This window comes from Mycobacterium sp. SMC-8, from assembly GCF_025263565.1.
Taxonomy (GTDB): Bacteria; Actinomycetota; Actinomycetes; order Mycobacteriales; family Mycobacteriaceae; genus Mycobacterium.
On sequence record NZ_CP079865.1, the window covers coordinates 1,456,235 to 1,470,582 of the forward strand.

Genomic DNA, 14,348 nt, shown 5'->3' on the forward strand with positions numbered 1-14,348 from the left:
CCCGTGTATGCCTCACGAAGCGCGGACCACGGCCCCGGACGGGTGAAGTCCGGCCGGCTACTGGCGAGGATCGGGCAGTACGCACTGGTGTTATGGGCCGCGGCCACAATGAATTTCGCGCTGCCACACCTCTCCGGTGGCGATCCGATCGTCTACCTGTACGGCCAGAATGGGGATCTGGCACCGGAACTGTTGGACGAGATCCGGGCCAGCTACGGCTTGGACCGCTCCATCCTCGAACAGTACGGCTCGTTCTGGGCTGACTTGGTACGGGGTGACCTGGGAACATCGATCGAGTTCAACCGGCCGGTCGTCGACATTCTGCTGGACTACCTGCCCTGGACGGTTGCCCTGGCCGCCGTATCGATCCTGCTCGCCTTCCTGATCGGCACCCTTGTCGGCGCGTGGGCGGCCTGGCGGCGCGGCACCCGTCGCGACGCGGGCTCGGTCATCGGTGTCCTGCTGCTCGACGCCATGCCCGGCTTCTGGATCGGCATGGTCCTTGTGGCCGTGTTCGCGGTGCAGCTCGGGCTCTTCCCGTCCTACGGTGCTGCGGCCATCGACGGCGACGGCCTGGAGTGGCTCGCCGACGTCGCCGCTCGCATGGTGTTGCCGGTGGCCACGCTCGTACTGGCCACTGTCGGCGGGTTCTTCCTGCTGGCCAGGGCTGCGATGACAACCGTCCTGGATGAGCCGTTCGTCCGGCTCGCTCGGGCCAAGGGCCTCTCCGAACGACGGATCGTGCTCACCCACGCGCTGCGGAACGCGCTGCTGCCGGTGTACACCAACGTGACGCTCGCCGTCGGGACGTTGATGTCCGGCGCCGTCGTCGTCGAGACGGTCTTCGCGTACCCGGGGATCGGCCGGTTGATGTTCAACGCGGTCACAGCACGGGATTACCCCTTGCTGCAGGGCGGTTTCCTCTTGATCACGATCGGGATCGTGGCGGCGAATCTGCTGGCCGACCTCACCTATCCACTCCTGGATCCTCGGGTACGGCGCGAACACCGAGACCCGGCCGCGACGCCGACGGTGCCGTCATGAGAACCCGCTCGCGGCGGCTCGCGATGGTAGGCCTCACCCTCCTCGGAGTGCTGGTATTCGTTGCCCTGGCGGCACCGCTGCTGGCGCCCTACGCGCCAGGCGATCGGGTCGCGCGGCCATTCTCGGCTCCGTCGGCCGCGCATCTGTTGGGCACCAACGACGTAGGGCACGATCTGCTGACCGAGCTGATCTACGGCGCGCGCATCTCCCTGCTGATCGGGATCGTCGCGGCGCTGGCGGCGACGGTCATCGGGGCGAGCATCGGACTGCTCGCGGGCTACGCCCGAGGCTGGGTGGACACCGTATTGATGCGCCTCGTCGACGTGGTCTTGGCACTGCCGGTACTGCCGTTGACCATCGTCATCGGGGTGTTCGCCGGCCCGGGCCTGATCACCCAGGTCATTGTCATCAGTGCCGTGATCTGGGCCGGTATCGCGCGCGAGCTGCGGGCGCAGGTGCTTTCCCTGCGCGAACGCGACCACATCCAGGCGCTGCGCGCCATGGGCGCCGGTGCCGGCCACGTCCTCCCTCGGCACATCCTGCCGGCGGTTGCCCCGCTGCTGGTGCCGCAGTTCGTCCTCGCCACCAAGTCCGCGATCCTGTTGGAGGCGTCCCTCGCCTTCCTCGGACTCGGTGACGTCACCGCCAAGAGCTGGGGCTCCACGCTCTCGAACGCACACTCCCGCAACGCATTCCTCACCGACGCCTGGCTGTGGTGGGTGGTCCCACCGGGCCTGGCGATCGCGGTCACAGTCCTGGCCTTCGCACTACTCGGCTACGCGTTCGAAGAACGCGCCCGGCCCTCGCTGCGCGACGGTCTACCGTCTCGATCCGCGCCGGCCCGTGCCGCCGGCCCGGTCGACGCGGAGGCCCCGCCGCTGGCGATCGGAAATCTGACCGTCACGTATCAATCCGACCGTGGTGTCGTCACCGCCGTGGACAATCTGAGCCTTACCGTCAGGGCAGGCGAGCTGGTCGGCCTGGTCGGGGAATCCGGTAGCGGCAAATCCACGGTCACTGCGGCCGCCATCGCGCTGCTGCCGCCAGCGGCGACGGTGACCGAAGGCACCGTCGCGGTTCAGGGCCGGGACCTGGCGACGCTCACAGCCGAGGAGCTGCGGGCACTGCGCGGCGACCGGATCGCGTTGGTGCCGCAGGACGCGATCAGCGCGCTGAACCCGGTCCGTACCGTCCGTTCGCAGCTCGCCGAAGCAGTTCGCGCCCACCGACCGGTCACGCGGGCCGCGGCACGCGCGCGGGCCGACGAGCTGCTGGACCTGGTCGGGCTCGATCCGGCTCGCGGCGCGAACTATCCGCACCAGTTCTCCGGCGGCATGTGCCAACGTGTCGTCATTGCGATGGCACTGATTAACGACCCCGCCGTGGTCGTCGCCGACGAACCGACCAGTGGGCTCGACGGCGTCGTTCAGGGCGAAGTGCTCGATCTGCTCGACGACATCCGTCGCCGGCTGAACCTCGCATTGCTGATCGTGTCGCACGATCTGAACGTGGTCGGGCGGATCGCCGATCGGATCGCGGTGATGCAGGCCGGTCGGATCGTCGAAACCGGCCCGACCGAACAGGTGCTCACCGCATCGGCACACCCCTTCACGCGCAGTCTGGTCGACGCGGTACCGCGTTTCACGACCGCGGGAACAACCTCGTGAAGGGCGAACAGTCACCCGCGCTCGACGTCGAGGGGCTCGTCGTGAGCTTCGGTGGGGTACGGGCTGTCGACGAGTTCGATCTCACGATCGCGGCGGGGGAAACCATCGGGCTCGTCGGCGGGTCCGGCGTCGGAAAGTCAACCGTCGCAAGAGCTGTCGCCGGACTCGTCACGCCCGACTCGGGGGCCATCCGGCTGGACGGGGTTGACCTCGTGGGACTGCGCCGCCGGGCCGCGCGGCGCCAGCGGCGGCGGTTGCACCTGGTGTCCCAGGACCCGTACGCCGCCCTGCCCCCGACGCTGCGAGTCCTCGACATCGTCGCCGAACCGCTGGTCATCCACCGCATCGGTGACCGGAAGGAGCACCGGGAGCGAGCCGCCGATGCTCTGAACGCCGTCAACCTGCATCCTCGCCACCTCACCCGCTACCCGCATCAGCTATCCGGCGGCGAACGACAACGAGTGGCTTTCGCCAGGGCACTGGTGACCGAGCCTCGGCTGGTGCTCGCCGACGAGCCCACCCGGATGCTCGATGCGACGCTGCGCCGCGACATCGTCGACCTGATCAGCGAACTGGCGGTCACCAAAGGTGTTGCGATCCTGCACATCACCCACGACCTCGTCCTGGTGGGGCACGGCTGTGCACGGGTGGCCGTCATGCGGCGGGGCCGGGTCGTCGAACACGGGCGCACCACCGAGGTGTTCGACGCGCCTGCGCACCCGTACACGGCCGCACTGATCGCGGCCGCTCAACGCACGCGGGCGAAGCAGTGACCCTTCGGGATTCACCGCTGCGCCAGCGCCGGAGTGACCGGCTGCGTCGGCAGCGTGGGGGTGGCGGGTTGCCATACCCACCGCGACTCGTACGGCCAGGCATAGACCGGAGCGCCGTCTTGAATGAAGCGCAGGAGTTCAGGTTGCTCGAGTTCACTCGCGGACCAGGCGTAGAGAGGCTGCAGGCGGGGCGCGATGACGCCGTAGTCGAGCAGCCGGCTCAGCCGGTTCTCATCAGCGAGATAAACCTTGACCTCTCGATCGGCGGGATAAACCGTCGGCACCACCTTGCTCAGTGACATGAACAGTCCGACAGCTCCCAGGCGAGGATCACCGAGAACGCGCGCCACGGAGCTGAGTGGGCCCAACGCCATCCTGGGCGCCGCGGCCAGTGCGTGCGCGAACAGCACCCGCGCCAGCGTCACATTGAGGAAGAATCGCTCCGCCTCGTTCTCCTGGCGCGCGGACGCTTCGTGGTCGACGTAGGCGGCGACGATGCTCTTGTTGTGTGCCCGGTACCAGTTGCGGCCCGTTGGAGTCCGGATGAAGTCCGTCCAGGGTGCGATCGTCGGTGACGATGGTGCGCCGCCCGAGCCGCCGCGGTGTCCGATCCGTCGAAGGGAGACGCGGCCGACGCCGGGGGTCGATCAGCAGCCACGGCGACTCAGGCAACGCTGGTCAGGCTCCGCGCATCGGTATGTCACCTATTCGACGATAACGGTGTGCCGCCCAGCTCGGTCCCGCCTTCCCAGCAGACGCTTCCCGGCTTGTCCGGCCGTATACGCGCGGCAATTCGCGAAGCCGGCATCACAGTCACGCCGGGGCTGTCAGAACCACCAAATCTGCCCGGGGAGTTCGGAGAGTCTCTGGTGGAGCGTTATGAACCGTGTGCGCGACGGCTGGGCGGTGCGATTACTCACCCATGACGTTGTTCTCGGACACAACCCGCGTCGGCCTGACCCGCACCACCATCTGATCGGGTCCCGCGCTTGAACTTGCCGTAGTACTCGGCGCGCTCCTGGCCGACGTATCGGGCTGCGATGCGGGTCGTCCAGCTGAGCAGTTCTTCTGGATCGTCGTTGGTCGTGGTCCTGCCGTCGACAGCGACAAACGCATACGGGGGCCGTTCGTCATCGACGCACACCGCGACATGGCCGCTGCGCAGCACGCTGCGGCCCTTGACGGACGTCTTGCCGGTGGTGAAGACAAGGTCGTCGTGGTCCAACAGGAACCAGACCGGGACCACGTGCGGACGGCCGTCGCCGCGGGTGGTCGCGACTTTCGCGGTTCTGGTGCCCGCACCCAGGAACCGCCGGTATTCCTCATCGGTCATCTGCGACATCGTCCTTACCTTTCCTGCGGGAGTGGTTTCGGCTCCGGCTCAAAGCATTTCGAGCGACTGTGGTCGCGTCGGCGGCGGGAATGCCGCGTCGATCGTGACCAGGTCCGCCGGAAGAGCTACGGAACGCGATGCCGTCTTCATGGCACTCACCATCACAGCAGCGCGTCAAGCCGCGCTTCGCCCCGCCGGCGCAACATTGCGCCGGCGAACTGGGCCTGGTGGGTTCAACCCGACGATGGGGCCACCACCATCGTCGGCCCCGTCATGCTGCACAAGAACGGTTTGCGGTCACTACGTTTCGGGTGACTTCATCGGCAACGATCGGCCGCCGGCTGGCACTGCCAGTAGCGCGTCGCAGGTGATGGGCAGGTCGCGCACCCGCAGGCCGGTGGCGTGGTAGATCGCGTTGGTCACCGCTGCGGGCGCACCGACGATGCCGATCTCGCCCCCGCCGCGCGACCCCATCGGGTTGGAGTGCGCGTCGACGCTGTCGAGCCAGATGGCGTCGATGTCGGGGATGTCGGCGTGCGCGCTGATGTGATAAGTGGCCAGATCCTGGGTGACGACGTGGCCGAATCGGTGGTCGAGCACGCTTTCTTCGTGCAGTGCCATCGACAGACCCATGGTCATGCCGCCGATCAGCTGGGAGCGCAGCGTCATCGGGTTGATCACCCGGCCGATCGAGAAGACACCGAGCATGCGGGACACCCGGATCTCGCCGGTGACGCGGTTGACCCGCGCCTCGGCGAACTGCGCTCCGAACGAGTACATTCCGTAGTTCTGCGCCTCCTCGCTCTTCGGCGCCTCGACCGTGGTGCTTGCGCCGACGGCCGGCTGTTCGCCGTGTTCCCGCCGAAATCGCTGCGCGGCGGCGACGACGGCACCACCCCACGAGCTGATGCCCGCCGAGTCACCGGCCACCGAAGCGTTCGGGAATGCCGTGTCCCCGATCTGCAGCTCGATAGCTGTCGTCTCGCAGCCGAGCGCGTCGGCGGCGATCTGGGTCAGCGCGGTCCAGGTTCCGGTGCCGATGTCGACCGCCCCGATCTGCACCGCGTAGCGGTCAGGTGCGACGGTCTCGATGCGGGCGGCGTTGCCGGGCGAAGTTTTTGCCGGATATACCGCCGAGGCGACACCGGTGCCGACCAACCATTCGCCGTCGCTGCGGATTCCGGGTGTGGGATCGCGCGGTGCCCAGCCGAAGCGCTCGGCGCCGGTGTGAAGGCATTCGACGAGACGGCGGTCCGACCACGGGTGGCCGGTCTCGGGGTCGACATCGGGCTCGTTGCGGCGGCGCAGCTCGATGGGGTCGATGCCGGAGGCGACGGCGAGCTCGTCCATCGCAACCTCGAGGGCGTACATGCCGGCGCACACGCCGGGTGCCCGCATCCAGAATGGGACGGCCACGTCGAGCGGCACGAGCCGATGTGAGGTCTTGCGGTTGGGGCCGGCATACATCATCCGCGTCGCCGTCGCGGTCTGCTCGGCGTATTCCTTTACCCGCGAACTCTGTTCGACGACATCGTGGCTGACAGCGGTCAGCGTTCCATCACGCCGGGCACCGAGGCGGATGTGCTGGATGGTCCGGGTTCGGTAGCCGACGAACGCGAACATCTGCTGGCGGGTGACGGCCAACTTCACCGGTCGCCCTTCGGCGCGTTGTGCGGCCATGACGGCGAGGACGTTGTGCGAATGCGGTGCGCCCTTCGATCCGAAGCCGCCACCGACGTTCTTCGCCACGACACGCACCTGCTCTTGGTCGAGGCCGAACGTCGTCGCGATCTGCTTCCGGCAGGCGTGCACACCCTGAGTGGAGTCGTACAGCGTCAGCTGTGGTCGGTCGCCGTCGGTATCCCAAATCGCGATGCTGGCATGGGGTTCCATCGGGTTGTTGTGCTCGAGCGGCGTGGTGTAGGTCTGATCGACCGTGATCGGCGCGTCGCGCAGCGCGGCCTCGATATCGCCGTCGGAGGTGTCGGTAGGGAACGACTTGACCTTCTCGGGCGCGTACAACTCCGGGTGGTCGGAGCGCAGTTCGGTGTCGTGAGCATCGGCGTCGTAGCGCACCCGCACCAGACTGGCAGCGTGGCGGGCGTTTTCAGCGCTTTCGGCGATCACGCCGCCGATGATCTGGCCGTGGTAGTGCACCTCGTCGTCCTGCAGGATGGTCAGGTCGCCGTCAGAGGTATCAGCCAGACGAGGCGCGTCGAACACGGTCAGCACGGCCGTGACACCGTCTACGGCGTCGGCCTCGGTGGTGTCCATCGCCGTGATGCGTCCTCTGGCGATCGTGGCCTGCACAGGGTGGAGGTACAGCGGGTCTTTCACGCGGTACTCGAACGCGTACGGGGCGGTGCCGGTGACCTTGGCCCGCCCGTCGAGCCGGGTCAGCGCGGTGCCGATGGCGCGAGGCTCAATGCCGGTCACTGCTGCCTTCCTTCCGCCAGGGTGGTCAACGTAGCCACCAACCTGCGCGCGGCCAGTCCGACCTTGAACTCGTTGCCGGGCAACGGTTCTGCACGTTCCAGCTCGGCATCCGGGCCGTGACGGAAAGGCTCCTCGGTGGCGGGGGCGCCGACGAGGGCTTCCTCCGCACGATATGCCCGCCACGGCTTGTGGGCCACGGTGGTGACGGCGTCGGCGAGGTGACATTGCCGTCATGGACAACCAGTTCGGCAGCCACCGAGATCAGTGCGAACGCAAAGGCTCGGTCGCGGACCTTGCGGTACGTCGAGCGGGCAGCGTCGGGCGGCGGGGGAATATCGATCGCGGTGGTGGCGCGGCGGCCGTCGAGTAAGACAGTGCAGGTTCCGCACTGGCCGTGGTCGCAGCCCTTCTTGGGGGTGGGCACACCGAGGTACTCGAGCTTGACGCCGTCGACGTGCACGGTGATGTCGGTGAAGTGGGCTGACCCCATCGGCCGTGCCTACCCGCGCGCCGCGCTCTCAAACCACAGCGTTCTCGTTTGGGTTCAGCCGAAGACGTTAACCGTGCTCGGATCGATTTCGGACGCCGACGGAGTCACGCGGGACGGCTCACCTGGGTGGACGGCTTGACGTCGAACGAGCATCGGGCAGCAGGTGTATTAACAAGTCGGGACATGGGATTCGCGTGGGATCATCCTGCGAGGACCAGTATGGGGTGGTGGATTCGCCCCGCTGGGCCCAGGAGCGGGACGTCCCGGATGCCGGCGGCCCGCGACAGCCCCATGGCAGCGCGGATGCGGTCCTCGTGCTTCCGCCGGTCATCTTGGGTGCGCCAATAATTCCATCAACGTCAGGGTCCGCGACGGTCAAGTCACCAACCGGCCCGTTTACGTCCACCAGATCACGTAGATATTCAGGAGGTACACATGAACTCCAGCCAGGCGCTTGCGGCTCAGGATTTCCCGGTATCGAACCCGCCAGCCAGTACTTGGCCGATTCCCCGTCACCCACACCGGACCACATGCCCAGCACGTCGCGGTGTCCGGCCAGGTCCACTCCGATCGCGGCGTAGATCGGTCGGGGGCCGACCTGACCGTCGCGGATCTTGACGTGCAGGGCGTCGATGAACACCGGGGCGTACACCGGTCAGGCTCCAACGGGCGGGTGTGCCAGGCCGTCATCTCCTCCACGACGCGGTCGGTGATCCGGCTGATGGTGTCCTTGGAGACCTCGGCGCCGTAGATGTCGGCGAAGTGGGCGCTGATCTCCCCCCGGTGGTGAGCCCGCGGGCGTACAGCGACAGGATCACCTCGTCGACGTCGGCCAGACGGCGTTGACGCTTCTTGACGATGTCCGGTTCGAAGGTGCCGGCCCGATCGCGGGGTACGTCGATGTCGATGGTGCCGCAGGAATCGGTCACGACGGTCATGGACTGGGTTCCGTTGCGGGAGTCGCCACTTCCATGCGCTGCAGGGTCGTGGCGGTCATTGCCGAGGTGGTCGGACAGTTCCTCGTCCAGGGCGGTCTCGATGACCGTCTTGGTCATCGCCTTGAGTAACCCACCCGGCCTGGTCAACGCGACCCCGGCTTCGCGGGCCTGGCGCACCAACTCGCGGGCGACTTCGAGTTCATCAACGGCGCGAGCGTCGCGTACGTCGATCGTCGCCGCAGCGGCCTCATCTGCAGGATTCTGCGATGGCTCCACAGCCACGACAGTCTCGGTCAAGTCATGAGCCTTACGCCCCGACACACCGGGCGCCGTGAGGCCACTTACACCGTTTCTACGACAGTCCCTCTAGCGTGGACGCAATGGGTTTGTTCAGCCATGAGGAGTTCCGGGACCCGGACGAGGGCGTTGTTGGCGGCGCTACTGGTGGGGCCGTAGAGAGAGCTCGCGGTGCTGATGTTGATGAATTCGGGTCAGATCATCCGGTGGTCGTTGGTCCGGGGCTACCGCCCGAGGATGGTTCGTGCGGTCAGTTCGCCGTGCAGTTTCACGTGTCGACGTCAATGCTGGTCGGGTTGAAACGTATTGCTGATATGCGAGGGGTCAGCGTGCCTGAGGTGTGCCGGCAGGTTATCGGTGTGTTTGTTGCCCAGCAGGAGGGCGAATTGGGTGCGTTGCTCGCTGCTGAGGCCGCGGCAGCGGACTACCGGCCGAGTTTGGGTGACGCATAGGCGCACCCTGCTGGGGTGGATTACTCGGACAGAGTCGTCCACCCCACCGTGCAATCCGAGTACTGCATATCCGACCAGCCCGGCCGTAACTTCTTCATCAAGTGATGACGTCGAGTGGGCCCAGGACCTCGCCGTAAGCACGGCGCCGGTCTGCCTCGCAGTCGGCCTCGGGCAACCTGGGGTTCAGCCCCACCACCGAACTCAAACATGCCCGTTTCGCTGGTCAACTCGTTGCGCCACAGGGTATTACGCAGCTGCGCAATGGTCGCCTCGACGACATCGAATGAGGTAACTACTGGACCTACCTTGTCCGTCACCGCAGGACAGACCGCAGGACAGCGTGCCGGATGAAGCCGACGCGCCGCCCCCATCGTCTGACACATCGAGTGGTCTGTCTCGGCAGACGGGCAGAAGCGAAGTGGACTACCCCAGCGGGGCCTCGACGTCCACGGTGGGAATCAGAATGCTGCGCCCGGTCGCATTCCAGGCGACACCGAACCACACATCGTCGTTACCCGACCACCGCCGGATGACAATCTCATAGGTCTCGCCCGCTTGTGCGGCGAATTCGACGATCTCGTAGCTGTTGTCCCACGAGGCAGAAGAGCCCACGATCATCCCACTGCTGTCCCGCACCTGCAGGTCGAGGTCGACCGTCAATGCCGATGTCAACGGGAAAGTCAGTCCCACGAAGTTCACGGTCCGCACCGCGCTGTCCCACGCGATGGCCACCTTTACTCGCGGCAGGAACAGCAAGGGCGGCACCGCGATGTGATACCGGAAGGTGGCCAACCCGTCTCGGCCGATCACCGATGAGGACAACGTGCCGACATCCCAGCCGCGGCGCGACGCCGACGAGTTGCGTGTGCGTCGCTGCCGGGCGATCGCGATCCCGGCGCTCGCGTCCACCGCCCCGGCCCCGTCTCGACCGTCCACACCGGCTGAGACGTCCTGCCACCACGTATTGCCGCGAATGTTTCGGCCGGCCGCTGCGAGCATGATCGCCCGACAACCTTCCGGCCAGGAGGCCAATACTGGGTCGACATCTTGCAGGAGTGCCACCACACCTGCCGCCGCTGGCGCAGCGAAGCTGGTGCCGGTTTCGTTGTTCTCTCCCACGGCCGACACTGTGGTGCCATTGGCGGCGATCTCGGGCAGCTCGCGATCACCGTGCGAAGAGGTGGGGTTACGGAAGACCGATGACCCCGACATCGCGCTCACGTTGTCGTTGTGGTTGCCGACGGCAAATGTGTTGTAGCCCTTGTGGTTGACGTATTCACTTTCTGGCGGGTCGATGTTGTCGGAGTCTCCTTCCCAGAAGTTACCGGCAGCCTGCAGGATCGTCGGATACGGCCACCGCAGCGCGAGCCAGTCCTTAAGTACGTCATCTCCTTGCAGCCCGCTTCCGCCCGGCTCGTTGGACCGGTGGAAGCTTTGACTGACCACCGTGCAGCCTTGATCGCGCACCGCCCACCGCAGCGCGTCGTTGTCCGAGGAGTTGGCCGAGTAGAGGTCGCAATCAGGTGCATGCCCGTGGGGCCTGTCGGTTTCGGTGTTCTTGATGATCGCCGAGGTCAACCTCGCGTGATCACTGGCCGACGGATTGTCGATGTATCGGTCCGCGAAACTGAGGTCGGTGAGTACGCTCGGGCCGTCCTCGAACACAGCTACGCGCACACCGGTACCGTCAAATCCCATGAGGTGAGCCTGATTCGAACGCGCCGCCGCAATCGAATTGTCCAAGTCATTGATAGCGGTGGTGTCGTCGAAAAAGATCGCGCCCACCGCGTCCTCCCGGGCCAAGGACCGTAGCTGTTCGACGTTGGCCTCCACCCGGACCAGCGGCACGCCGTCATCACGCCGCGATTCTTCCCCAACAACCACGTCGTAACGGCGCAGTGTCTGCTCGAGGTTGGCCACGGCCCCGCGCAGCATTGCGGTCACACGTTCCTCGCCGCGTGGGGGCTCGACACTGCGACGATCAGTAGGCTTCTCGTAGGGCGCCGGGGGCAACTCGAATGCGGCCCACACCACCACCGGGATCCGTTGTTCCCCAGCTATTTCGAGGAGATCGAACATTCCGGCGCTCATCTTCCCGAATCGTTCGTTACGCAGCACTTCCAGTTCCCTGAGCCGCGCGGCGATGTCCACCCGCTGACCGTGTTGGTCGAACGCCAGTGGCGCTCCTAGTGTTCTAGTGGGCGCTTTTGTGCTGCTCAGCGGCGATTTTGGTTGGTGTGTAAGAGGTTCGGCGAGTCGGCTGTGAAACGGGCGACGCGCACGCGGTCGGGCCTTTAGGTTTTCGGGGTTACCACACCAACCGCAACCTTTAGGACGACTCGCGTGCGCGTCAGTACTGCATTTAACCGTCTCTTGGCCATTCCCGGAGCCACCGTCACCGAAGTCAGCATCGGCGACCGAGATGTCGAAGTGGTGCTGCGGCCCACCGCACGCCTGCTGAGCTGCCCGTGCGGCAAACGCCTCCGGTCGGTCTACGACCGGCGCCGCCGACGCTGGCGCCACCTCGATCTGGCCCATCGTCGGCTATGGCTGGTCTACGAGATCCGCCGCCTGGACTGCCCCGAGTGCGGCGTGATCACCGAGGAGCTGCCGTGGGCGCGGCCCGGTGCCCGCCACACCCGCGACTTCGAAGACACGGTGCTGTGGCTGGCCCAACGCACCGACCGCACATCGGTGGCCACGCTGATGCGCTGCGCCTGGGAAACCGTCACCGCCATCATCAACCGCGGCGTCGCCGAACTCCTCGATCAACGCCGACTCGACACCCTCTACCGCATCGGTGTCGACGAAGTCTGCTACCGCCACCCGCACCGCTACCTGACCATCATCGGCGATCACGACACCGGCACCGTCATCGACATCCAGCCCGGACGAAGCAAGGAATCACTAGCCAATTTCTATACCAGCCAACCAGATTCAATTCTCGATCGCATCGAGGCAGTAAGCATGGACTTCTCCAGCGTTTACACCAGCACCACCGCCGAGCATCTGCCAGACGCTGTCATCTGCTACGACGGCTTCCACCTGATGCAGTGGGTCAACCGAGCTCTCGATCGCGTCTATGCCGGCGCGGCCACCGGCCCCGGCCGCGCCATGATGAGCACCGCGGACTGGAAAGCCGGCCGTTGGGCGCTGCGCACTGGTGAGGACAAACTCAGCGAGTCCAAACGCGACCTGGTCAACCACATCGCCAAGACCAACCGCCATATCGGACGGGCCTGGGCACTGAAAGAACAGGTCCGAGATCTCTACCGCTACGACCATCCACCCGGTCAAGCCCGGCAACTTCTTAAAGCCTGGATCACCGCGGCCAAACGATCCCGCATTCCTGTCTTCATCTCGCTCGGCAAACGCTTTCAGGCCTACTTCGAGCCGATCCTCGCCGCCATCGAACTCGGCATATCCAACGCCCTACTCGAAGGAATCAACGCCACGACCAGGCTGATCAACGCCCGCGGATACGGCCACCACTCCGCCCAAACACTGGCCTCAATGATCTACCTCTGCCGCGGCGGACTCCACCCCCAGCTACCCACGAGAACCTGAGGAGCCGCACGCCAGTTCGGCCGGCTCACCGGTCTGGCGGTCAACCACCTTCAACACGTCGACATGGCCGTTCCTGCCCTGCTCGCCAGGCGACAGCCGGGACACGTTCAAGTCGTTGAACTCGAGACGGACGCTGTGTTCGACGAAGAAGTTGTTGTCCGGGTTGACCCCTATCGGGAGAACGCAGAAGGGTAGATGTACCTGGTCCACCAGTCTGTCTCCTTCAGTGCTGACCAGTTCCACGACTTCAAGGACGTGCGCGCCGAGCCGCCCCGACAAGCCTTCTGTAAGCGCGACGGAGATCGACCGACCGTCGGACCCGAGGCTGAACCGTACAGGTAGGTCCTCACCGGCGTACGTCACCCGGACAGCAGCCCGTGCCGCCTGCATGTCCACCGCCGCAGGCAGATGCACCGATAACGCTTCCGCTGGATTGATTACTTCGTCAGCTTCGATGCTGAAGCCGACGGGCCGCCTCGATGCGGCTGTCCTGGTGCCCATGTCACTTCTCCTCCTCCGGTGCTGGATATGTCAACACTCCATGGTCTCCGTCCCCAAGAGAATCCAGGTGAGTAGCGGACTACTCGATATCTCTACCGATCGATGCAGGCGGCGTCGACGCAGCGCATCAGGTCGTCGAGTTCGACGGCAATGCTGCTCCGAGCCAGCGCAGTGGGCTGCTCACGCGGAACGCGCGGTATCCCGACCGCCGCCGAGCTACCCGGTCCGGGGCTCGGGTCGCGGCCGGGTCAGCGACGGTGGTGCGGACCCGGCGCCGTTTGCAGGCACCGCGCCATCCCATCTCCCGCATGACCCGTTCAACGGCACAGCGTGAGACATCGAGTCCGTTGGTGTGCAACACAATCCACGTCTTACGGGCACCTAGAACCCGATATAGCGCATTGGACTGACGGAGCTGGTAGATCGCATGGATCACCTGCGCGTCGGCCCAGTCGGCCTTGGAGGGGCCACGGTGGGCGCGGTGGGCGTAATACGTCGACGGGGCGATCGGCACGCAGTACTCGCACAGTACGGCGCACATCGACTCGACACCCCACTTGAGACCATCAGCGCCCACCCGCCTGTGCTGGTGGGCGGTCATGAACTCCACGACTACTGAGAGGGCCGGTCGAGTTCGGCGGCGAAGAAAACCTACGCCGCCTCAAGATCGCGTTGGCCCGCTTGAGTTCGGCGTTCTCTTGGCGCAGCTTGCGCAGCAACTCGGATTCCTCGGTCGTCTGCCCCGCCCGAGCGCCGCCGTCGATCTCGGTCTGGCGGACCCATTTGCGCACAGTTTCGGCGGTACCGACGCCCAGCAGGTCAGCGACTCGGCCCAAACTTGAGAAGTCAC

General features: G+C 65.9%; 11 protein-coding genes and 2 pseudogenes. 5 read left to right on the forward strand and 8 right to left on the reverse strand.

All coding sequences use genetic code 11. The annotated features are described in order from the left end of the window. The first annotated feature begins 3 nt into the window (after window positions 1-3). From KXD97_RS07195 to KXD97_RS07205, 3 genes are read left to right on the forward strand one after another with little or no spacing between them, the layout of a single operon-like run. A complete protein-coding gene (locus KXD97_RS07195; RefSeq protein WP_260756070.1) occupies window positions 4-1,044 on the forward strand; it encodes an ABC transporter permease in 1,041 nt (346 codons plus the stop codon). Beyond that, window positions 1,041-2,711: a dipeptide/oligopeptide/nickel ABC transporter permease/ATP-binding protein gene (locus tag KXD97_RS07200; protein ID WP_260756071.1), complete on the forward strand. Its 1,671-nt coding sequence runs from the start codon at window positions 1,041-1,043 to the stop codon at window positions 2,709-2,711. Before KXD97_RS07195 ends, KXD97_RS07200 begins: the two co-directional genes overlap by 4 nt. After that, window positions 2,708-3,484, forward strand: a complete 777-nt coding sequence (locus KXD97_RS07205; protein ID WP_260756072.1) for an ABC transporter ATP-binding protein — start codon at window positions 2,708-2,710, stop codon at window positions 3,482-3,484. The genes KXD97_RS07200 and KXD97_RS07205 overlap by 4 nt, the downstream gene beginning before the upstream one ends. Window positions 3,485-3,495: 11 nt before the next feature. Here the strand turns inward: KXD97_RS07205 and KXD97_RS07210 are convergent, their stop codons facing one another. From KXD97_RS07210 to KXD97_RS07230, 5 genes and pseudogenes are all read right to left on the reverse strand, one after another. Further along, window positions 3,496-3,909: a hypothetical protein gene (locus KXD97_RS07210; protein WP_260756073.1), complete on the reverse strand. Its 414-nt coding sequence runs from the start codon at window positions 3,907-3,909 to the stop codon at window positions 3,496-3,498. Between the two features lie 491 nt (window positions 3,910-4,400). Then, a complete protein-coding gene (locus tag KXD97_RS07215; protein WP_260756074.1) occupies window positions 4,401-4,817 on the reverse strand; it encodes a PPOX class F420-dependent oxidoreductase in 417 nt (138 codons plus the stop codon). A 300-nt stretch (window positions 4,818-5,117) separates the two neighbouring features. Continuing rightward, a complete protein-coding gene (locus KXD97_RS07220) occupies window positions 5,118-7,253 on the reverse strand; it encodes a xanthine dehydrogenase family protein molybdopterin-binding subunit (RefSeq protein WP_260756075.1) in 2,136 nt (711 codons plus the stop codon). A gap of 25 nt (window positions 7,254-7,278) precedes the next feature. After that, the gene (locus tag KXD97_RS07225; RefSeq protein ID WP_260756076.1) at window positions 7,279-7,743 is read right to left on the reverse strand and encodes a hypothetical protein; all 465 of its coding nucleotides are present in this window, start codon (window positions 7,741-7,743) and stop codon (window positions 7,279-7,281) included. 484 nt (window positions 7,744-8,227) lie between these two features. Next, window positions 8,228-8,912, reverse strand: a pseudogene (locus KXD97_RS07230) (transposase); the annotation flags it as partial. Window positions 8,913-9,061: 149 nt separating this feature from the next. On the opposite strand from KXD97_RS07230, the gene KXD97_RS07235 reads away from it, so the two are divergent. Continuing rightward, window positions 9,062-9,430 carry a hypothetical protein gene (locus KXD97_RS07235; protein WP_260756077.1) on the forward strand — a complete coding sequence of 123 codons (369 nt, stop codon included), beginning with the start codon at window positions 9,062-9,064 and terminating at the stop codon, window positions 9,428-9,430. Between the two features lie 423 nt (window positions 9,431-9,853). On the opposite strand, the gene KXD97_RS07240 is transcribed toward KXD97_RS07235, so the two are convergent. Beyond that, window positions 9,854-11,968 (reverse strand): S8 family serine peptidase, encoded by a 2,115-nt coding sequence (locus tag KXD97_RS07240; RefSeq protein ID WP_260756078.1) that lies wholly within the window; start codon window positions 11,966-11,968, stop codon window positions 9,854-9,856. Here KXD97_RS07240 and KXD97_RS07245 point away from each other — a divergent pair. Beyond that, window positions 11,864-12,997 carry an ISL3 family transposase gene (locus tag KXD97_RS07245; RefSeq protein WP_260756079.1) on the forward strand — a complete coding sequence of 378 codons (1,134 nt, stop codon included), beginning with the start codon at window positions 11,864-11,866 and terminating at the stop codon, window positions 12,995-12,997. The genes KXD97_RS07240 and KXD97_RS07245 overlap by 105 nt on opposite strands. Here KXD97_RS07245 and KXD97_RS07250 read toward each other — a convergent pair. Next, entirely contained in the window at window positions 12,980-13,498 is a 519-nt protein-coding gene (locus KXD97_RS07250) for a hypothetical protein (protein WP_260756080.1), read from the reverse strand. The genes KXD97_RS07245 and KXD97_RS07250 overlap by 18 nt on opposite strands. A 211-nt stretch (window positions 13,499-13,709) precedes the next feature. Further along, window positions 13,710-14,334: pseudogene (locus KXD97_RS07255) on the reverse strand (IS3 family transposase); the annotation flags it as partial. Between the last annotated feature and the right edge of the window lie 14 nt (window positions 14,335-14,348).

Bases quoted from the DNA above. Each gene is read 5' to 3' on its own strand.
- KXD97_RS07240 (WP_260756078.1), bottom strand. From the start codon at position 11,968: ATGGGCCAGATCGAGGTGGCGCCAGCGTCGGCGGCGCCGGTCGTAGAC.
- KXD97_RS07225 (WP_260756076.1), bottom strand. From the start codon at position 7,743: ATGGGGTCAGCCCACTTCACCGACATCACCGTGCACGTCGACGGCGTC.
- KXD97_RS07235 (WP_260756077.1), top strand. From the start codon at position 9,062: ATGGGTTTGTTCAGCCATGAGGAGTTCCGGGACCCGGACGAGGGCGTT.
- KXD97_RS07215 (WP_260756074.1), bottom strand. From the start codon at position 4,817: ATGACCGATGAGGAATACCGGCGGTTCCTGGGTGCGGGCACCAGAACC.
- KXD97_RS07250 (WP_260756080.1), bottom strand. From the start codon at position 13,498: ATGGGCACCAGGACAGCCGCATCGAGGCGGCCCGTCGGCTTCAGCATC.
- KXD97_RS07200 (WP_260756071.1), top strand. From the start codon at position 1,041: ATGAGAACCCGCTCGCGGCGGCTCGCGATGGTAGGCCTCACCCTCCTC.